The organism is Cupriavidus sp. D39, from assembly GCF_026627925.1.
Classification (GTDB): domain Bacteria; phylum Pseudomonadota; class Gammaproteobacteria; order Burkholderiales; family Burkholderiaceae; genus Cupriavidus; species Cupriavidus ulmosensis.
The window spans coordinates 2,318,602-2,337,124 of sequence record NZ_JAPNLE010000009.1 but is presented as its reverse complement, the minus strand read 5'-3'; the positions used below and the strand labels follow the sequence as shown (position 1 = coordinate 2,337,124).

Below are 18,523 nucleotides of genomic sequence, written 5' to 3'. Positions count from 1 at the left end.
TGCGATTCGCGCCGATGCTTCCGTTCAGATCGGGTCGGGCCACGTGATGCGTTGCCTGACGCTGGCGGATACCTTGCGCGAGCGCGGGGCTGAGGTTCGCTTCATCACCCGCACGCATCCGGGTGGCGCACAAGCGCTGATCGCAAGGCGCGGATACTCGTGCCACGTGCTACCTGTGGCGGAGCCTGCCCGCTCCGCGGCGGGGGATCTCGCCCACAGTGCCTGGCTCGGCGCGTCCTGGGAGGAAGACATGACGCAAAGCGCAGCGGTGCTGGCGGAGTGGGCGCCTCAATGGCTGGTGGTGGATCATTATGGTCTCGACTGGCGATGGGAGCAGCCGCTGCGCGGGCAGGTGCCTCGCATCATGGCAATCGACGACCTGGCCGATCGCCGCCACGACTGCGACCTGCTGCTCGACCAGAATTACTATAGCGATCTGGATCAACGTTATGCCAACTGGTTCCGCCGCACTGCACGTGCCTGCTGGGCCCTGGCTATGCCCTGCTGCGCCCCGAGTTCGCGGTGGCCGGGCAGGCCTTGCGCCGTGGCAAGGGGCCGGTTCGACGCATCCTGCTGTTCATGGGCGGCATGGACCAGGACAACGCAACCAGCACCGCGCTGCGCGGATTGCGGGACATCGCCAAGGCTGGTGTTGCGATCGACGTTGTCCTCGGCGCGGGCGCACCGCACCGCGATCAGGTGAGGGCGTTGTGCGAGAACACGCCAAATGCGCGTCTGCACGTGCAGGTCGACAATATGGCCGAGTTGATGGCGAGCGCAGACCTGGCCATCGGCGCTTGTGGATCTGCGACTTGGGAGCGCTGCTTCCTCGGGTTGCCGACCATCGCCATCGTGCTGGCTGACAACCAGCGCAGATCGGCCCACGACCTGGCTGCCGCGGGATATATCGTCAACCTGGGCGACGTCGCCACGGTGACGCCGGAGATGGTGGCGCAAGCGGCGACTGCCTTGATGGTGGACGATGCCGGGCGCCTCGCTTTGTCGAGCCGCACCCTGGGGCTGGCCCGGCGCGTACCAGCGACTGTGGCTGACCTAATCTATCAGGAGGCGCTGTGATGCATAGGCTCGACGACTGCGAATTGCGTCCGATCCGCCCTGGCGACAAGGACATCCTGCTGGCCTGGCGCAACAGCGACCACGTGCGCAGCAATATGTACACGGACCACATGATTGCGCCTGAGGAGCATGAACGCTGGTTCGCTTCGGCGCTGCAACACCCGAGCGCGCTGTTTGCGGTATTTGCACTACGCGGGGTGCCGGTTGGGTTTAGCTCGTTCACCGGCATCAGCCGCGAGCACCTGCGTTGCACCTGGGGTTTCTATCTGGGCGAGCAGGGCCTGCCCAAGGGTACTGGCTCGGCGTTGGGCTATCTGGCGCTGGCTTATGCCTTCGACACGCTCGGTATGTACAAGCTGAGCTCGGAGGCGTTTGCTTTCAATCAAGCATCGCTGGCCCTGCATCGCAAGCTTGGCTTCCGCGAAGAGGGCCGGCTGGTCGAGCATTACCTGAAACAAGGCCAGCGCCAGGACATTGTCTGCCTGGCCAAATTCAGCAATCAATGGGAGAGTGACCGGCAGTCGCTGCGCGACCTGTGTTTCTCGCCCGAAGGAGTATTGAAATGACGATCAATATCGGCGGTCGCCTGGTCGGCCGCGAACACGAGCCATTCCTGATCGCGGAAATGTCCGGGAATCACAACCAGTCGGTCGATCGCGCACTGGAGATTGTCGATGCCGCCGCGGCGTCGGGTGCGCACGCACTGAAGATCCAGACCTATACCGCGGACACCATGACGCTGGATATTCGCGAGCGGGAGTTCTTCATTTCCGATCCGAAGAGCGTGTGGAACGGCAAGTCGCTGTACGAGCTGTACGATGAAGCGCATACGCCCTGGGAGTGGCATGCAGCGATCTTCGAGCGAGCGCGCGGGCACGGCATGATCCCGTTTAGCACGCCGTTCGACGACAGCGCCGTCGACTTCCTGGAAGGACTTGACGTAGCTGTCTATAAGATCGCATCGTTTGAGAATACCGATATTCCCCTGATTCGGAAGGTCGCGCGTACCGGCAAGCCGATGATCATCTCGATCGGCATGGCCAGCATCGCGGAACTCGATCAAAGCGTGCGTGCCGCGCGTGAGGCAGGATGCAAGGACCTGATCCTTCTGAAGTGCACCAGCACCTATCCAGCATCTCCCGAAAACACTAATGTCCGCACGATTCCCCACATGCGCGACCTGTTTGGCTGCGAAGTGGGCTTGTCCGACCATACGATGGGCCTTGGCGTATCGGTGGCCAGCATCGCGATGGGCGCAACCGTGATCGAAAAGCACTTCACGCTGGACCGTGCCGACGGTGGCGTGGATTCGTCCTTCTCGCTCGAACCCGCTGAATTCCAGGCGCTTGTGGTGGAAACCCGCCGCGCCTGGCAGGGGCTGGGCGGCGTCAGCTATGGCCCGACTGATGCCGAGAAGAAGTCCCTGGTGTTCCGCCGGTCGCTCTACATCACGCGCGACCTCAAGGCCGGCGAGGTGCTGGACGCCTCCAGCGTGCGGGCGATCCGCCCGGGCTTTGGCCTGGCGCCCAAGCACCTAGACCAGGTGCTCGGCCGGGCAGTGAAGCAGGATGTGAGCCGCGGTACGCCACTTGAGTGGGATCTGCTCGCCTGAGTCTCTTTGCCTCGTTTGACCCCATAACTATTACTATATGCGTCTCGGTTTCGCCAGCATCTACGCCTATCGCCCACACGTAGAACACGTCTACTTCCTCTCCTCGATGATGAAGTCCCGTGGGCATGAGGTGTTCTATCTCAGCTGCGACAGCGCGCTGTCGGAGTGCTATACCCGCGAATTGCGAGATAACTCGAGTTCGGCCAAGGAGTGCGTGAAATGCACGATGGGCGGCATGCGGTCGTTCGCCGCCGACTCGGTTGACTCCATGCGTCGCTATCGCGATCCCGCTGGCGCTGCGCAAGCGGGCGACGCCGCGCAACAGTGGGGCTTCTCCGGTGCCTGCACCATCTTGCGTACGGAGAGCCAGGCCGACAAGAAGACCGAGGAATTCCGCGCGCTGCACCAAAGGCTTGCCACGGGTGCTGGGGAGGCGTTCGCCGCCGCCTGCCGCTGGATCGAGGATCGCCGGCTGGACGGCATTGTCTGCTTCAACGGTCGTATGGAAGGTCCGCGTGCGTTGCTGGAGGCAGCCAAGGCCAAGGGCATTCCCTTTATTTCGGTGGAACGTACTTGGTTTGGCGATGGCCTGTTGCTGATCCCGGACCAGAATTGCCTGGCGCTGGGCGAAGTCGGGCGCGTGGTCGGAGAGTACAAGGACAAGCCTCTCACCGAGGCCCAGGCACGGTCTGTCGCCTCGCTGCTGGCCGCGCGGTTCTTGCGCACGAACACGCTCGAATGGCGGGCCTACAATCGCAACGCCGAGGACCTGGAATGGCCGGCGCAGAGCAATGGCCTGAAGTTGCTGATCACGCCCAGCAGCCTCAACGAGTTCGATGGCCATCCCGACTGGCGGACCAACTGGCCTAACCAGATCGCCGCCCTGGACTTCCTGTTCGACCATATCGAGGTCGACCCGGCTAGTTGCATCCTGCGCTGCCACCCGAACTGGGGCGAGACGATCGGTCTCAGGGACGGCAGCCTCGCCGAGCGCATGTACACGGAGTGGGCGCGCCGTCGCGGCGTGCATATCATTGGGAGCAGGGAGCGCGCCAATACCTTGGGGCTGATCGCGCAGGCGGACGCCGTGGTGGTGAACGGCGGCAGCGCTGCCTTCGAGGCTGGAGCCCTGGGCAAGCAGGTTATCGCACTGGGCACGTCGATCTACCAGACGGCTGGCTTCCAGATCCGCCTGTATGGCCCCGAGGACGTTGACAACCTATCGCTGGTCGGCAGGCAGAACCCGGACGATATCGCACGGCAGGTCTTGCGCTTCGCCTACACGTTCAATTTCCGTTTCAACCAGTACGTGAACGACATCCGTGCCAGGACGACCACGCAGTATGTCTACAATCCCGAACCTGATGCCACCCGGCTCGAGCGATTGCTCCTGACCCGCCGTGTGGAAGCGGATGATGCTGAGGTGGCGTCCGACGCCGCTGGTGAGAATCGAGTACTGACGCTGCTGCGCGAGAGGCGCTGGGAAGAGTTGAGGGAGGCGCAGAAGGCCATCCCGGAAGAGTATCGCCCACTACAACGGCGCGGCGTGTTCCGCTATTTGGACGCGATCCGAGAGCGGATGCCGATTGGCGACAGATAATGCAGGCCCGAAGAGTCCGAGAGGTGGAGGCACTATGAGTCGAATTCGAATCTTGACCAAGAGCTTGATGAGTCAGCCTGGCTACACGTTGATGCGCGTGCCGGCCCGGTTCGGTTTCGCTCGCGATACCGTCAGTCGTACCCGCGGACTGCTGCAAGGCCCGGGCCTGCGGCGCTTTCTTGCCGAGCGCGAGGCGCGCCTGGAGCAGAGCGTCTTCAAGGGCATCGACAAAGAGCAGTTTGTGCGGACCCTGGATGCCGATGGCCTTGCATTCGGATTGAAGATTCCAAGTGAAATGGTGGCGCAGATCCGGCAGTTTGCCAACAACTCTGCGTGCTTCGCCGACCGAGATCCGGCTCGCGGTTTTCATGCCGAGCAGCGCGTGGCAGCGGAAGCTGTCCTGGGTAAACCAATCCTGGTCGCGCAGTACTTCAATACGCAGCAACAGTGCGCCGCGATCGATGCGCTGCGCCACGACCCTCTGCTGGAATGGATTGCCGCGCGTTATATCGGTTCGGTGCCGGCATTTGTCGGCTCCAACCTGTGGTGGACGTTCCCCGTGAAGGCGCGCGAGGAGGATCGATTCAAGCATGCGCATCTTTATCACCGGGACGTCGACTGCTTCCGTTTCTTCAAGTTCTTCTTCTACCTGACGGACGTGGAGCCGGGCGACGGCGCGCACGTGGCCGTGGCAGGCTCGCATCGGCGACCGCCGGTAACGCAGCGCTTCGATGAATTCAAGGTACGCCGCTACACGGATGCGGAGATCGACCAGACCTACGACCGTAGCGAGATCAAGGAGATCTGCGGCGAGGCGGGGACAGGTTTTGCCGAGAATACCCTGTGCATCCACAAGGGTCGAACCCCGGTTCACCAAGCGAGATTGCTCCTGCAATTGCAGTTTGCCATGTTCGACTACGGCGTCATGCACGATCAGCGCCGTGAGCAGGACCTGAGCTTGATGGTTTAACCAATCTGCATTTCAGGCGACATCTCCCATCCGATCTGAGCAAGGCCATGGTCACTCGCGGAGGGAAGCGCAACCGCGATCATCCATGAGCTACAAGAGAAACCTCGGGACAACCTGCTTGAACGGCTTTGCGGCCATCTTGATGATGGGCCGCATGCTTGCCTACGCTAAATTGCTGGCGGTCCCCGAATTCGGGACGTTGAGCATCGGGCTGCTGATCTCGGCTTCGCTTGCCATGGTCAATGCCTTCGGACTGTATCTGCTGATGCAGCGCGATCTCCCGTACCTGTTCGCAGCCGGGCGAGTGACGCGCGGCATGATCATGATGTGCGAGGTGACGCTGGTCACCGTACTTTGCGCGGTGCCGTTGTTCGGGCTCAGCGCGACCGGAATGTCGCTTGCCGGTGGGGCCGGCATCTTGCTCGCGCTGGCTGCGGTGCACGGGCTGACCAATCAGTTGTTTGGCATTGTCTCGACGGAAAGCAAGAGCCGGCTGCTACAGGCCGAATTCTCCGTCACGCTGTTCTCGCGTAGTTGCGTAGTCTCGGTGGCCGGGCTTCTGGCAGCAGTCGAGATTGGAAGCGGCGAGTCGATCCTCGTCGCGGAGATCCTGGCAACGGCCGGCATGATTGGTATCGTGGCAGTGCGCGCCGGTGTTCGCTATGGGAGGGCATCTCTCCGTTTGCCGGTGTTGGCGCTGCACCATTTCCGCCACTCCGAGTGGCGGGCGGCGGGAGCGCTGTTCGTCAGCGTCATCCTGGCGTTCCTGATGCAGAATTCCGATCGCTGGCTTGCCGCGGATGCACTGGCAAAGCCTGCGTTCGCGGAGTTCGCTTTGCCTGGACGCTGCTATCGATGGCATCCACCTTCCAGGTCACGGTCAATGCAAACCTGTTCCCGAGCCTGGCGGCGCAGATCTACCACGACGGGGCGCAGGCAGTGCGGGACCGTACCGGCAAAACCTCGCTGGGATTCCTGCTCGTGCTGGGCATACTCGCCGTGCCGGGATACCTGATAATCCGTTGGGGCATTGAAGCTTACTTCCCACAGTATCTGGGCGTGATGCCCTATATTCCGCTGTTCCTGACGGCGGCCGCTTTCCGCGCTTCCGATTTCTGGGCCAACTACTTCGTGATTTCCGGAAAGACGAGAGTTCTGTTTGCCTGCCAGATTGCTGTTCTGCTGGGTTCCCTGCTGGTGTGGGCCGTGACGTCGCGCTATCCCTTGATGCCGCTGCTGATGCGCTTGTCGGTTCTCACCTTGACGCTTGCTGCCCTCTCTTTCTGCTTTGGCTTTGTCGCGGCGCGGGTAGGAGGGAATACGAAATGATGATCAGATTACTGAAAAGATCCTTCCTGTGGCGCTGGTTGGTGGCCATCCACTTCCTGCGGGATGGCGTGCGGGTCGACCCGCGCGCCACGTTCCTGGCGTCGCTGTCGCAAGTCAAGCTCGGGCGCGGCACGAGGATATCCCGGGATGTCATCGTCAACCTTGGCGGTGAAGGGCGGCTCGAGATGGCGCGCGGCACCTGGCTTTCGCACGGCGTTGAAATCGAGTCCGAGGGGCGCGTCCTCGTTGGCGAGGGCACCACCATTCAGCGCCGCTGTGCGCTGAATGGAACGATCTCCATCGGCCGCGGATGCATTTTCGCCCCTAATGTCTTTGTCTCCTCGGGGGCGCATATCTTTGCCGCATGGCCCGAGCTGCCAATACGCGAGCAGGAGGCCAAGTACGCGGCGCTGCCGCTACACGAGCGTCCCGCCGGCTTTGAGGACAAGCCGGTTGAGATCGGCGATGATTGCTGGATCGGGGTGAATGTGGCGATCATGCCGGGAGTGAGGATTGGACGTGGATGCGTGATTGGGGCCAACTCCGTGGTGACCAGGTCGTTACCGGAATATTCAATCGCGGTCGGGGCACCGGCAGTCGTGAAGTCCAAGAGGCTGGCATGAACACGTCACGCGAACCCCGATTCTACCAGTGGGTCCAGGCCGTCGCGATCGTAGGCATCTTCTCGATCTACTACCTGTACTACTTTACCAACTTCAAGGATGGCGACGTGGATGATGTACCCGCGTTTATTGCCATCGCCAAACTGTGCGCGTTCAGCCTATTCACGCTGTGCCTTTTGCCGTTCCGCGTCTCGGACCGTTATCAGGATGACCTTCTGCTGGTGCCGTTGCTGGCCCTGTGCGGCATCAGCTATGGCTTGGCGGTGGCTGCCGGCTATGACCAGCCGACCGCGCTGTTCCTCAATGCGCTGATTTTCCTGCCGGTGCTGTTCTCGGCAAGGATGAGCGAGCAGGGAATCCTGTCGGCGCTCAAGCTGGTCAAGAACATTATCCTGGCGCAGTGCCTTGTGGGTTTCGTGCTGCGCTATCTCGGCATCGACCTGTGGACGGGAGGGGCCGTTTCCGGCGGTGTCGGCAATCCGAGCTCATTTGGTTTGCTTTGCTGCATTTCTTATCTTTACGTCGATACACTTGCGCGCCGGTGGCCGGCCGAGATCGCCGAGAAGCTGGTGTTGGCACTTGGCGCAGTGGCCACAAATTCCGTCTTTTCGCTGATGACGATGGCCTGCATTGTTCTGCTGGTGGAGATAAAGAACAAGAGACTTGGCTTCCTGCTCATGTGTTTCGTGCCGGCACTGGCCGCTGCAGGCTTCTTCGTGCTGCAAGCGGAAGCCGAGGGAAAGCCCTCCTTCCTGGTTCACAAGATTCTCGCTGTGCTCAACTTCGTAGGCCTGGTGGACTATGACGTGACAGCCGGGATCACGGGCGGGCGGATCGCCGATCACCTGAACCTCCTGGTCGGCTATGTCGAGGAACCCGCCTCCATGTTGTGGGGGCATATGGGCTCAACGGTGTACCGGGCTGCCGACAGCCAGTACGTCAGTTACCTGGCATCCTTCGGCATACCGCTTACCCTGCTTTTTGTGCTCGTCAACCTGAAGATCTATTTTTCCTCGAAAAGCCAGCGGACGCCGGAAGCTGTGTTCTTGCGGGGATGTTTGCTGATTTTCTTGTTCAATTTCTTTGTCAATAGAATATTGGATTATTTTCCGATGACCTTTATCTATCTGATTGTGGTAATCGGTCTCTCCCGCGGTGCGGCGTCGGTGTCGACGTCGACTAAACACGTTCAATCATGAAAGTATGGATCGTTAATCCCTATGGCAGCCTGCCGGGCGAAGCGTGGCGGGAATATCGCAGCTCAATGCTCGCCGAGGCATTTGCCCGTGCCGGTCACGAGGTGACCTGGTGGCTCTCGAATTTCGAGCACCGCTCCAAGAAGTTCCGCAGCGAGGGATATAGCGAGCAGCGCCTGGAGACGGGGGTCAATGTACGGATCGTGCCGACGACACCGTACAGCAGCCACGTCTCGGTGGCTCGAATCCGCAGCGAACGCACCTTTGCACGAAATCTCGCGCAACGCGTGCAGGCCAATCCCCAGGACAAGGCCGATATGATCGTCTTGGCCGAGCCCTCGATTTTCTACGGCAAATACATTGTCGAGACGGCGCGCAGCATCGGGGCCAAGCTCGTCGCGGACATTATCGACATCTGGCCGGAAGTCTTTGCCATGATCCTGCCCAAGCCGCTCAGGGCGTTCGACCGCGTGCTGCTGGCGCCGTTGTACCTCAGGCGGGCGGCTATCCTCCGCGCATGCGACGGAATCGTGGGCGTGTCGGAGGACTACCGCGACGTCGGCGTGCGCTCGGCGCCAGCAGTGCCTTCCGCCGTGTCTTACTGGGGCGTGGACGTTGCCGCCATGCGCGCGGCAATGGCGAACGAGAACGGCGGCGTGCTGCGCAAGCTGGGCCTGGCCGACAAGAAGCCCGGTGAAGTCTGGGTGATCTACGCAGGCACCCTGGGCGCCGGTTATGACATGGAGTCGATTCTCAAGGCTGCGCGTTCGGAGCGGCTGCGCGGCAAGCCAGTGAAGTTCCTGTTCGCCGGCGAGGGGCCGCAGCGCGCCCTGCTCGAATCCGCCTGCGCCGAGCCTGGTGGCAATGTGGTCTACCTGGGGCGACTGGACCCGGACGATCTCAACCTGATGTACAAGTACTGCGATATCGGGCTGAGCACCTATCTCGCGCATTCGACGGTGTCGATGCCGATCAAATTTTATGATTATCTGGCGGCCGGCGTTGCCACTGTCAATTCGCTGGAGCGTGAGATCCAGCGTCTGATTGCCAGTCATCAGCTCGGGCGGCAGTACGTGCCGGGCGATGCGGATTCACTCGCCGCCGCGATCGAAGCGCTTGCGGGTGATCCCGCGCTGCTCGAAACCTGCAAGGCGAATTCCGCTTCGCTCGCGCCGCGTTTCGACCAGTACGTGCAGCACGACGCATTCGTGCGCTTTGCTGAAACGCTGCGTTGAGGAATAGGCCATGTTCCGTAGACTCTACCTTTCTCCCGCCGGCTACGCGATCTCGGCCGTGTTGAACCTGCTAGGCATGCTGTTGCGCCCATTCATGATCTATGGCTACTTTTCACGGCGCGAGGGGCGGTTCCTGCGTTTCACCCGTGTGAGTTCCAGCGCCAAGATCCTGAGCGAGCGTGACCTTGTCATTGGGGACCATTGCTGGATCGGCCCGCATTGCCTGATTGATGCCAGTGGCGGTGTGGAGATTGGCGAGGGGTACAGATCAGCTCGCTGAATGCGGTCCTGTCCCACAGCAGCCACGTCTCGATACGCCTGCTCGGAAGGCATTTCATTTCCACACCGACGCCCCAGCGTACTGGATTCATCCAGGCGCCGGTCGTGATCGGAGACTTTACTTTTGTAGGGAGCGGCGCGATCATTCTGCCGGGCACGCGAATAGGCAAGGGCTGTGTGATCGGCGCTGGCAGCGTAGTCCGCGGAGAGATACCGGACCATTCCGTCGTCGTGGGCAATCCGGGCCGGATCGTCGGCACCACCGAGAAATACGATATCGAGTTCGTTCAAAGCAGCGGTCTCGACAACACCTATTTTGACCCCGACCGGCTCGCGGAACTGCGCAGGATCGCGCAGTCCGGCGCCGGCGGATAGATCGTCGGCATGTACAGGCGCTGGCACCAGAAGTGTCAGGCGCGCGCCGCCGTGCGGACTAGCTTGTCGCCCCCTAATTGATGCATCTAAGCCAAAGGATGGCTTCACCATGAATAGTAGTTTTCTTCCATTTGCACAGCCGGAAATCGGCGAAGAAGAGATCGCCGAAGTCGTGGCGACGCTGCGTTCGGGCTGGGTTACCACCGGCCCGAAGACCAAGCAGTTCGAAGCTGACTTCGCAGCGTTCCTGGGCGGTGGCGTAGAAGCCATCGCCGTGAATTCCGCCACGGCGGGCCTGCACCTCGCGCTGGAGGCGGTGGGCGTTGGCCCGGGTGACGAAGTGATTACCACCACCCACACATTCACCGCCACGGCGGAAGTGATCCGCTATCTGGGCGCGGACCCGGTATTTGTCGACGTAAGCGCGGACACGCTCTGCATTGATACGGACGCCATCGAAAAGGCAATCACGCCGCGCACGCGCGCGATCATGCCTGTGCATTTTGGCGGCCGCGCCGCGGATATGGGGCGCATTATCGCCATCGCCAGGAAGCATGACTTACGTGTCATCGAAGACGCAGCCCACGCCCTGCCCGCCACGAGCGATGGCCAGTTGGTAGGAACCCTGGACACCGATGCCACCGTGTTCAGTTTCTACGCCAACAAGACGATCACGACCGGCGAAGGCGGCATGGTGGTGACGCGCGACCCGGAGATTGCCAAGCGTGCCAAGATCATGCGGCTGCACGGCATCAGCCGGGATGCTTTTGACCGTTTCGTGTCGACGGCTCCAAGCTGGTACTACGAAATCGTCGCGCCGGGTTTCAAGTACAACATGACCGACGTCGCCTCGGCGATCGGTATCCATCAGTTGAAGAAAGCAAACGCTTTCCATCAGCGCCGTGCCGTCATCGCTGCCCGCTACGACGAGGCGTTGGCCGACCTGCCGCTGGTCCTGCCGCCGCACGCACAAACCGGCGATATTCATTCATGGCATTTGTACGTGATTCAGTTGGCCGACGGTGCACCGTGTAGCCGGGACGCTCTGATCGACCATCTGTTCAAGCAGGGTATTGGCTGTAGCGTCCACTACATTCCGCTTCATCTTCAGCCCTACTGGCGCGACCAGTATCACCTGACTCCGGAAATGTTCCCCGTCAGCCAACGTATCTACGAGCGCACGCTCACTTTGCCGCTGTACACGCGCATGCGTGACGAAGATGTGGAGCGGGTGATCAAGTCCGTCCGGGACGCGTTCAACTGATGCTGATCAAAAGGCTCTTCGACCTCGTCGCCAGTGCGGCGGGGCTGCTCTTGCTGGCGCCGGTATTCGCCGTGATTGCCATCGTTATCAAGCGAGAATCGGCTGGCCCGGTCTTTTTCCGACAGGAGAGAGTGGGCTTGCACGGCCGCACGTTCCGCATTCATAAATTCCGGACCATGGTGACCTCGGGAGAGGGCAGGGGACCCTTGATCACCGTGGGTGCGGATCGGCGAATCACGAGAAGTGGTGCCTTCCTGCGCAAGTACAAGCTGGACGAACTGGCGCAGCTGATCGACGTGTTTATCGGCAGTATGAGCCTGGTGGGGCCGCGGCCCGAAGTGCCTAAGTATGTGGCTCTTTATCCAGAGGGTATTCGCGAGACTGTCTTGAGCGTGAGGCCGGGGATAACGGACCTGGCATCCATCGAGTACAGAGACGAGAATGCTTTGCTAGGCGAAAGCCAGGATCCTGAGCGCACGTACGTCGAGGAGGTGATGCCGGCCAAGCTGCGTTATTGTGTTGAGTATGTGCATGGTCGGTCCCTCTGGCTTGATCTGCGCATTATCTATCGGACGGTTGTCGCCGTTTTTTCGTAGTTTGGCAGGAGCCTGCGGACCCGTCCGCATCAGGCATTCGAATTCAAGAGGACTTTTCGGCCACTTACAAACGCTCAATCGGAACAATTGGACTCGCTTCGCGGCATGTCGGCGTTTGCTGTGGTTATTGGGCACGCAAATCAGATCCTGATTGCGCCGGCCTACGACAAGCTGAACCCGGTGATGGGATTGTTAGCCCAAAGCGCGGTCATGATCTTCTTTGTCATGAGCGGGTTCTTGATTGGGAAATCGGTGTCCAGCAATATTGGGCGACACGGCGGCAGATTTTTGTTGGTGAAGTATCTCGTCGACAGGGTCATTAGAATTTAGCCGCCACTGTTTTTTTCCTTAGCTTTTATCGTTTGCCTGTATAAGCTCGCACCGCTGTTTTTCCCGAGCGGAACCAACGCATTTCTTCCAGCTCCAAGCCATACTCTTGCACGGACGGCCTTTACTAGCTAGCGATCCAACACAGTTGTACGGTGCTGCGTTGATGCTGAACGGCTTTGTGACCGACACGCCCAGCGCGAATGGACCTTTATGGAGTCTCTCCATCGAGGTGTGGTACTACTTTCTCGCAGCAATTCTGGCAGTACCCAGAGGTTGGTGGAAAGTGCTGTCCCTGCCATTTGCCGGTGCCGTTATCTGGCTTGGCATGAACAATGAGGCGTTTCTCTATTATCTGCCGGTCTGGTGGGCTGGATACCTATTGGCCGTTCTGCACAATCGCCTTTTCTCATTCTCCATAAATCTGTTGCGGGCGGCGGCGGCTTGTTTTTCAGTTGCCTTATTGCTGGGAGTCCGTTTCGTCAGCGCTAGTTATGCTCATGATCCCGTTGCCGATAGTCTGTCTCTCATCGCCAGTTTTAATATAGCCATGGGCCTGGGGTTCTGCTTTATTCTCGCTCTGGTTTTGCAAGGAAGGGTTTCGATCCCAATCTTTGCCCGCTCGGCTGCTAGGTATTCCTATACGCTTTACATTGTCCACGCACCAATTCTTTTTTTGTTTGGATTTCTTCAGCCATATATTCAGGATTCGCTGGGCGCGAGTGTAATCGTCTCCTTGCTGATCATTGTTGGCGTTGCTGCATTCTCGGCCATTGTCTCGAGGGCTGTGGAGAATCGACGGCTGATCATTTCCTTGTTTGCACTAGGAAGAAAGCCGCAACCTCTGCGCTAGCCGGTGGCCGCGGGTTTGCGACTGGAGGGATCGAGGCACAGCAGAATGCTGGTTGGAGACAAGAAGGGTTCAGCGCACACGTAGTGAGGGACTTCCTTCGGCAGGCGCTATCTGTTAGTCTAATTCTGGTACCCATGTACATGTCTGCCTCAGGCTATATGAGGTGTTGCCGCTCGGCAGTTCTGATATTTGCCTTCACACGACCAAGTTGGAGACTTCCCTATGGCCGCGAGACAAAGAGACATTTTCCTAACCGGTGGAGAAGGCGATCGCTATTTCCGGCGCAATCGGGAGTTCTACTCGGACAAACGTTTAGCCGACGAACTAAGCTCCGCCGCCGCGCTGTACAGCAAGTACATCAAGCCTGGAGATAGGATCCTGGAGGTCGGGAGTTCGTCCGGCGTCAATCTCGCATCCATTTGTCGCGCTACGAATTGTCAGGGAGTGGGTATCGACCCTTCAGGCGAGGCAGTTTCGAAGGGCCTGCAGCTATTCCCCGAGCTAGATCTCCGCGTGGGAACGGCCGACAAACTCGAGTTTCCGGATCGCTCCCTCGATTTCATCCTGTTCGGGTTCTGCCTCTACCTAGTGGATCGGGAGCACATTTCACGCGTAGTGGCCGAGGCCGACCGCTGCCTTCGCGATGGCGGCTGGATCGGAATCACGGATTTCATGCCAGATGTGCCCACAGCGCGGCCCTATGCCCATTGCGCTGCCGTGACTTCATACAAACTCGACTATGGTCGGCTGTTCACCGCTTTTCCGCACTTTCAACTGGTCGAGTCGGCATGCTTCAATCACACCGACGATCGTTTTTCCACGGACCCGCAGGAGCGACTGTGTGCGCAGGTGATACACAAACAGTTGAGTGAGGGTTATCAGCGGATCTAGATACGGCGGCCAGCCGATCTGCCATACGTGTTCGCGACCCATGGCAGACTCGCTAAACCAGTCCTACGCCATTACAAGACTGCGAGTCATCGAAGGGCTGCCCTGGGTCCGGGCCTGCGTTTCGCAGTGTACTGATGCCCAGGTGTTGCATTCGGGGTGAATGCAAACAGGCCGAGGAGCCTCGGCCCGTGTCAGTCAACGGCGGCGCAGATTCCAGAACAACGCAATCAGGATGCCGGCGATCAGGCCAATGAACGCGCCGCCGGCCGAATACAGCAGCTTGCCCGGCGTGCTGGGGCGATCGGCGACATAGACGTCGCCCAGGACGCGAGTCGGATAGGTGCGCAGCGAGGCCAATGCTTCTTCCAATTGCGCCTTGCGCAGATTCAGGGATCGCGATTCAACACTGATGGTTGCCACCACGTTTGCCAGGAAGACATCGTGTGCGGCTGGTTGGCCTTTTGCCTGATTGCTGGCCTGCTTAAGCGAGCCGTAGGCGGAATCGTATTCTTTCTGCATCGCGACAAGCCTGTCGGACGTGTCCTTCAGCTCTGCCTTCATGCGCTCAATCGTCGGGATGAACGCCTTGTCGTGTTCCTTGCGCAGCTCGCTGAAAGCCGCGCGCAGTGTCTGCGCAGCCTTCTCGGGGGAGTACCCAGACGCTTGCACATTGATGAGATCCAGGCTTTTCGATGGTGCAGCGCGCAGCGAGTCGAAAATCAGGTCGGAGTCCGGATTCTGCGTGTTGGGCAGGGGCAGTCCCATGGCCTTGAGTACGTCGAACTTGAAGCTCGACAAGCCATACCGCTCAACCGCGGTCAACTGGGACTCGATCAGATTGGTCGGCGCGGCGCCTACGCCTGGCACCACCGAGTCGGCGCCGGCAACCTGGCCGATTTGCACCGTCATCTTCGCTGTCCAGCGCGGATGCTGAACGAACGAAATGCCAACAGCGACCAGGGCGCCGACAATGGCGCTTACCAGCAGAAGCTTGAAATATTTCGCAACAAAACTCGTTAGCGAGAGGTACTGGGTGTCTGACGTTGTGGGGGAAGTGACCGGCATCTGCGCAGCGAGAATGATGGGGGTGAAGCACACTATTATGTATACACATTGTAGCATGAACGGTTTCTTGCCCCTCCCAGCAGCCTGGGTGCCACCGCCGAACCAAGCCGTTGGCCGGGCGGCGAGTCGACGAACACTGCGGCCACTGCAGGGCAATTCGTCAGGGGATACGGTCTGGGCTGTCAGAGCAGGCGTTGCCAGCGATCCGTGACTGGCGCGATGGACATGGCGCTGGCCGAGTTCCTGGCTTCGTTGGCGAGCTCCCCGCACAGTTGCTCGTCGGAGACCAGGCGGAGAAGCGCAGTTGCCAGGGCCGCCGGATCTTCCTTGGGCACAAGCAGTCCATTGCGGCCATTCCGAACGAGCTCTCGGGGGCCGGTTTCACAATCCGAGGATACGATCGGCAGGCCGAACGCCATTGCCTCGATGAGTGTCAGCGCGAAGCCTTCATAGCGCGAGCTTAAGCAAAAGAGCGCGGCTTGCCGGTAGGCTTGCTCTATGTTCCGGTGCAAGCCAGGCATATCTACGGATCCGGAGATACCCAGATCACGTATCAGTGCCTCAAGCGCGTTGCGCTCTTCCCTCTCCCACGATAACGAGACGCCAGTCCGGTTGCGATGCGGCTACCTTCTCCCAGGCGTGCAGCAGTATGTCGAAGCCCTTGGCATGCGTGAGCCGGCCGACGGCCAGAACCGTCTTGCTCATTCGCTCGGACGCCTTCGGCGGGAATGCGAAGGGCAATGGGTTTGGAATCATGATGACGGGCTGCCGTGGCGCCAGCGCCTCCACCCACCGCTGCCGGTCGCGCTCCGTCAACACCACCACGGCTTCATTGAATCTTGCCGCCAGCCGCCGGGCAAGGCGCCGTGCCGGCTTGCCCAGGTCTTCGTCAAAATGGCAATGCTCCCACGCGATCCGGCGAACCTTGAGGCCCAGGGTGGCGGGAAGGGTGAACAAGGTGAGCATGGTGTCGACTTCAATCAGCACATCGACATGTCGTTGTTTCACAAAGCGCCTGATTCCACCGATCGTCGCGAGATAGGCTCGTTTGAACGACGGCCGTTGCGCAAACAGCGCTTCGTGAACGACGTCAGGATGGAGCGTAAAGCAGCTGTGCTCATCCCACAGGCTGAGGATCAGCACCGGATAGCCGCGCTCCGCGAACGCATTGGCGATGACAGCTGTCATCCGCTCGGCGCCAGCGAAGGCATTCAGCGTGCCGGTCAGGAAGCAAAGCGTAGGTAATGGCTTCATGCGGCCGCCAGGGAGTGTGTTTTTCTGCTGCGCCACCACAGGCAGATGCCAAACGCCACGGCAACGGCATTGCCCAATGTATAGCCGCCGACGGCTCCCCATGCCCCATACTTGGGCACCACCGCCAGGTCGAATGCGAGCGTGACCGCCAGGACCACGCCCCACTTGATGGCGATCCAGTCGGGCCGGCGCAGATAGACGGGAAGCAAGGTCAGGCCGACGTCGGCAAAGATCAACGTCGAGGACAGGGCTGCGGTTTGCAGCAAGGCGGCGGACGATACAAAGGCGTGGCCATATAGCAACTGCACGATCCACGGCGCGCCGGCGGCGATCAGCACCGCCCCGCATAGCCCGATCGCGCTCATGCCGATCGCAATGCGCGCGATGTTTGCACGAGCTGCCACAAAAGCGGGCTTACCGTAGACATAGATAGGCGCAACCCCCGCGGCCAGGATGGTCGCCACAACCGTGTAGTTGTCGAGTATCTGCATGCACGCTGCATAAGCGCCGAACTCGGCAAGCGGCACCGAGGGCTGCAGCACCAACTGGTCGATCCGGCGCGCGCCCATCATCAGCATGAAGCTGACCCAGAACAGCGCGCCGTTCGTCATCAGCTCACGCGTGAACTGGATGTCGTATTGCACGCGACAGGGTTCCACCCGGTTGAAGTAGTAGGTGGCCAGCAGGCCGGCAAGGATGATGGCCTCGATGGCAAATGCACTGGCGAAGGATGGAACACTGTGCACGCCTGCTGCAAAGAGGATGGCCACCAGGCCGCCCTTGGCGGAGAGCGATATCAGGCTGAAGAGCGTATTGGGGCGATTGTTGGTATGCGCCTGCAGCCAGGCAATCACCACGCCGGAGGGTTCCCTGAGCAGAATGGCGATGCCAAGCAACAAGGCTGCGGCCCACGTGTCCGGCGCGGGCTGGCGCAGCAGCAGGAAGCCGCACATCAGCAAGTAGCCGAGGATTGCACCACCGACACGCAGCGAAAACGCATGCGTGAGCAGCTTGTGCTGCTCATGCGTCGACGGCGTCGCCACCAGCCGTGGCACGACCACCTCGCCACCGCAGATCAACGCTACCGACGCGGCGATCAGGACCACGGCCTGGGCGTACTGGAAGTGCGCGAACCCTTCGGGCCCCAGCGCGCGTGCCAGCATGGCGACGATGCCGATCCCCGCGGCCACCTGGATGCCGCGCTCGGCTAGCATCCACAGGAGATTTCCGGCAACTAGACGCCGCATCAGGCCAACTCCACGCGCTCGGCGGTGGCTCGCCTGGCCAGCCGCGTGTAGCAGGATAGCCATTGCCGTGCGACCGCATCGATGCCGAATCGCAAGGCGATGCGATCCCGGCGCGCGGCCTGCTCCGAGGGGGAGCCAAGCCCGGCGCGCAGCGCCGCCCGCATCGCGGCGGCCAGCGCGGCTCCATTGTTTCTTGGCACGATCTGTCCTGCATCGCCCAGCAAGCCGGCAACGCCGGGCGCGTCGGTGGAGACGACCGGGCAGCCACATGCCAGGGCTTCGGCAATAACCAGCGGCATGCCTTCTATTTCCGAAGAGAGCACAAATAAATCTGCGGCATTGAGCAAGGCGGCAATATCCCGCCGCATGCCCAGTAGCGTGGCGCTCTCGCCCAGGCCGAGCCGTTCGATCGTGGCGGCGAGCGCTTCGCGCTCGGAGCCCTCTCCGGCAATCAGCAAGCGGGCTTCGACCCTCTCTTCGGATTGCAGGCGGCTGAATGCGTCCAGCAGCAGGTCCTGCGCCTTTTCGGGCACAAGCCTGCCGACATTGAGGATGAGGATCGATGCCTCGGTGGCACCGAGGCTTTGCCTGGTAGCCAGGCGGAGCTCGGGCGAGGGGTGAAAGCGATCGAGCTCGATGCCATTCGGTACCACGACGATGCGATCAGGGGCGCTGCGCCGGCGTCGATCATGCCCTGGCGGCCGTCCGCGCTGACATGGGTCGTGAGACT

General features: G+C 60.7%; 20 protein-coding genes and 1 pseudogene. 17 read left to right on the top strand and 4 right to left on the bottom strand.

The annotated features are described in order from the left end of the window. Positions 1 to 456: 456 nt before the first annotated feature. The 17 genes from pseG (at position 457) to OMK73_RS22820 (ending at position 14,227) form a co-directional block, all read left to right on the top strand. On the top strand, positions 457 to 1,077 hold the full coding sequence (gene pseG, locus OMK73_RS22900; protein ID WP_324291819.1) for a UDP-2,4-diacetamido-2,4,6-trideoxy-beta-L-altropyranose hydrolase: 621 nt from the start codon (positions 457 to 459) through the stop codon (positions 1,075 to 1,077). Beyond that, positions 1,077 to 1,643 (top strand): UDP-4-amino-4,6-dideoxy-N-acetyl-beta-L-altrosamine N-acetyltransferase, encoded by a 567-nt coding sequence (pseH, locus tag OMK73_RS22895; RefSeq protein ID WP_267604058.1) that lies wholly within the window; start codon positions 1,077 to 1,079, stop codon positions 1,641 to 1,643. The genes pseG and pseH overlap by 1 nt, the downstream gene beginning before the upstream one ends. Further along, positions 1,640 to 2,689 (top strand): pseudaminic acid synthase, encoded by a 1,050-nt coding sequence (pseI, locus tag OMK73_RS22890; protein ID WP_267604057.1) that lies wholly within the window; start codon positions 1,640 to 1,642, stop codon positions 2,687 to 2,689. The genes pseH and pseI overlap by 4 nt, the downstream gene beginning before the upstream one ends. Positions 2,690 to 2,726: 37 nt before the next feature. Continuing rightward, positions 2,727 to 4,289: a hypothetical protein gene (locus OMK73_RS22885; protein ID WP_267604056.1), complete on the top strand. Its 1,563-nt coding sequence runs from the start codon at positions 2,727 to 2,729 to the stop codon at positions 4,287 to 4,289. A 91-nt stretch (positions 4,290 to 4,380) separates the two neighbouring features. After that, positions 4,381 to 5,259 carry a hypothetical protein gene (locus tag OMK73_RS22880; RefSeq protein WP_267604055.1) on the top strand — a complete coding sequence of 293 codons (879 nt, stop codon included), beginning with the start codon at positions 4,381 to 4,383 and terminating at the stop codon, positions 5,257 to 5,259. Between the two features lie 85 nt (positions 5,260 to 5,344). Next, positions 5,345 to 6,274 (top strand): hypothetical protein, encoded by a 930-nt coding sequence (locus tag OMK73_RS22875; protein ID WP_267604054.1) that lies wholly within the window; start codon positions 5,345 to 5,347, stop codon positions 6,272 to 6,274. Then, a complete protein-coding gene (locus OMK73_RS22870; protein WP_267604053.1) occupies positions 6,241 to 6,588 on the top strand; it encodes a hypothetical protein in 348 nt (115 codons plus the stop codon). Before OMK73_RS22875 ends, OMK73_RS22870 begins: the two co-directional genes overlap by 34 nt. After that, positions 6,585 to 7,211, top strand: a complete 627-nt coding sequence (locus tag OMK73_RS22865) for an acyltransferase (protein WP_267604052.1) — start codon at positions 6,585 to 6,587, stop codon at positions 7,209 to 7,211. The genes OMK73_RS22870 and OMK73_RS22865 overlap by 4 nt, the downstream gene beginning before the upstream one ends. After that, positions 7,208 to 8,410 carry a hypothetical protein gene (locus tag OMK73_RS22860; RefSeq protein ID WP_267604051.1) on the top strand — a complete coding sequence of 401 codons (1,203 nt, stop codon included), beginning with the start codon at positions 7,208 to 7,210 and terminating at the stop codon, positions 8,408 to 8,410. Before OMK73_RS22865 ends, OMK73_RS22860 begins: the two co-directional genes overlap by 4 nt. Then, positions 8,407 to 9,642, top strand: coding sequence for a glycosyltransferase family 4 protein (locus OMK73_RS22855; protein ID WP_267604050.1), 1,236 nt, complete (start codon positions 8,407 to 8,409; stop codon positions 9,640 to 9,642). Before OMK73_RS22860 ends, OMK73_RS22855 begins: the two co-directional genes overlap by 4 nt. A gap of 10 nt (positions 9,643 to 9,652) precedes the next feature. Next, the gene (locus tag OMK73_RS22850) at positions 9,653 to 9,922 is read left to right on the top strand and encodes a hypothetical protein (RefSeq protein ID WP_267604049.1); all 270 of its coding nucleotides are present in this window, start codon (positions 9,653 to 9,655) and stop codon (positions 9,920 to 9,922) included. A gap of 104 nt (positions 9,923 to 10,026) precedes the next feature. Continuing rightward, complete coding sequence (locus OMK73_RS22845) at positions 10,027 to 10,296, top strand: acyltransferase (protein ID WP_267604048.1); 270 nt, start codon at positions 10,027 to 10,029, stop codon at positions 10,294 to 10,296. Positions 10,297 to 10,405: 109 nt separating this feature from the next. Further along, the gene (locus tag OMK73_RS22840) at positions 10,406 to 11,560 is read left to right on the top strand and encodes a DegT/DnrJ/EryC1/StrS family aminotransferase (RefSeq protein ID WP_267604047.1); all 1,155 of its coding nucleotides are present in this window, start codon (positions 10,406 to 10,408) and stop codon (positions 11,558 to 11,560) included. Then, entirely contained in the window at positions 11,560 to 12,156 is a 597-nt protein-coding gene (locus OMK73_RS22835; RefSeq protein ID WP_324291761.1) for a sugar transferase, read from the top strand. The genes OMK73_RS22840 and OMK73_RS22835 overlap by 1 nt, the downstream gene beginning before the upstream one ends. Positions 12,157 to 12,243: 87 nt before the next feature. Further along, positions 12,244 to 12,486, top strand: a complete 243-nt coding sequence (locus OMK73_RS22830) for an acyltransferase family protein (RefSeq protein WP_267604046.1) — start codon at positions 12,244 to 12,246, stop codon at positions 12,484 to 12,486. 163 nt (positions 12,487 to 12,649) lie between these two features. Continuing rightward, positions 12,650 to 13,336: an acyltransferase family protein gene (locus OMK73_RS22825; protein ID WP_267604045.1), complete on the top strand. Its 687-nt coding sequence runs from the start codon at positions 12,650 to 12,652 to the stop codon at positions 13,334 to 13,336. 222 nt (positions 13,337 to 13,558) lie between these two features. Further along, positions 13,559 to 14,227, top strand: coding sequence for a class I SAM-dependent methyltransferase (locus tag OMK73_RS22820; protein ID WP_267604044.1), 669 nt, complete (start codon positions 13,559 to 13,561; stop codon positions 14,225 to 14,227). Positions 14,228 to 14,422: 195 nt separating this feature from the next. Here the strand turns inward: OMK73_RS22820 and OMK73_RS22815 are convergent, their stop codons facing one another. The 4 genes and pseudogenes from OMK73_RS22815 to OMK73_RS38405 all read right to left on the bottom strand — a co-directional run bounded on the left by OMK73_RS22815 (position 14,423) and on the right by OMK73_RS38405 (position 18,446). Beyond that, on the bottom strand, positions 14,423 to 15,562 hold the full coding sequence (locus OMK73_RS22815) for a hypothetical protein (RefSeq protein ID WP_267604043.1): 1,140 nt from the start codon (positions 15,560 to 15,562) through the stop codon (positions 14,423 to 14,425). Beyond that, positions 15,475 to 16,648: pseudogene (locus tag OMK73_RS22810) on the bottom strand (glycosyltransferase family 4 protein). Before OMK73_RS22810 ends, OMK73_RS22815 begins: the two are co-directional and overlap by 88 nt. Further along, positions 16,543 to 17,793 (bottom strand): lipopolysaccharide biosynthesis protein, encoded by a 1,251-nt coding sequence (locus OMK73_RS22805; RefSeq protein ID WP_267604042.1) that lies wholly within the window; start codon positions 17,791 to 17,793, stop codon positions 16,543 to 16,545. Before OMK73_RS22805 ends, OMK73_RS22810 begins: the two are co-directional and overlap by 106 nt. Continuing rightward, positions 17,793 to 18,446, bottom strand: a complete 654-nt coding sequence (locus tag OMK73_RS38405; RefSeq protein WP_324291760.1) for a glycosyltransferase — start codon at positions 18,444 to 18,446, stop codon at positions 17,793 to 17,795. The genes OMK73_RS22805 and OMK73_RS38405 overlap by 1 nt, the downstream gene beginning before the upstream one ends. Positions 18,447 to 18,523 lie beyond the last annotated feature (77 nt).

Bases quoted from the DNA above. Each gene is read 5' to 3' on its own strand.
- pseH (WP_267604058.1), top strand. From the start codon at position 1,077: ATGCATAGGCTCGACGACTGCGAATTGCGTCCGATCCGCCCTGGCGAC.
- OMK73_RS22840 (WP_267604047.1), top strand. From the start codon at position 10,406: ATGAATAGTAGTTTTCTTCCATTTGCACAGCCGGAAATCGGCGAAGAA.
- OMK73_RS22865 (WP_267604052.1), top strand. From the start codon at position 6,585: ATGATGATCAGATTACTGAAAAGATCCTTCCTGTGGCGCTGGTTGGTG.
- OMK73_RS22885 (WP_267604056.1), top strand. From the start codon at position 2,727: ATGCGTCTCGGTTTCGCCAGCATCTACGCCTATCGCCCACACGTAGAA.
- pseI (WP_267604057.1), top strand. From the start codon at position 1,640: ATGACGATCAATATCGGCGGTCGCCTGGTCGGCCGCGAACACGAGCCA.
- OMK73_RS22855 (WP_267604050.1), top strand. From the start codon at position 8,407: ATGAAAGTATGGATCGTTAATCCCTATGGCAGCCTGCCGGGCGAAGCG.
- OMK73_RS22875 (WP_267604054.1), top strand. From the start codon at position 5,345: ATGAGCTACAAGAGAAACCTCGGGACAACCTGCTTGAACGGCTTTGCG.
- OMK73_RS22835 (WP_324291761.1), top strand. From the start codon at position 11,560: ATGCTGATCAAAAGGCTCTTCGACCTCGTCGCCAGTGCGGCGGGGCTG.
- OMK73_RS22820 (WP_267604044.1), top strand. From the start codon at position 13,559: ATGGCCGCGAGACAAAGAGACATTTTCCTAACCGGTGGAGAAGGCGAT.
- OMK73_RS22860 (WP_267604051.1), top strand. From the start codon at position 7,208: ATGAACACGTCACGCGAACCCCGATTCTACCAGTGGGTCCAGGCCGTC.
- OMK73_RS22880 (WP_267604055.1), top strand. From the start codon at position 4,381: ATGCGCGTGCCGGCCCGGTTCGGTTTCGCTCGCGATACCGTCAGTCGT.
- OMK73_RS22825 (WP_267604045.1), top strand. From the start codon at position 12,650: ATGCTGAACGGCTTTGTGACCGACACGCCCAGCGCGAATGGACCTTTA.
- OMK73_RS22805 (WP_267604042.1), bottom strand. From the start codon at position 17,793: ATGCGGCGTCTAGTTGCCGGAAATCTCCTGTGGATGCTAGCCGAGCGC.
- OMK73_RS22850 (WP_267604049.1), top strand. From the start codon at position 9,653: ATGTTCCGTAGACTCTACCTTTCTCCCGCCGGCTACGCGATCTCGGCC.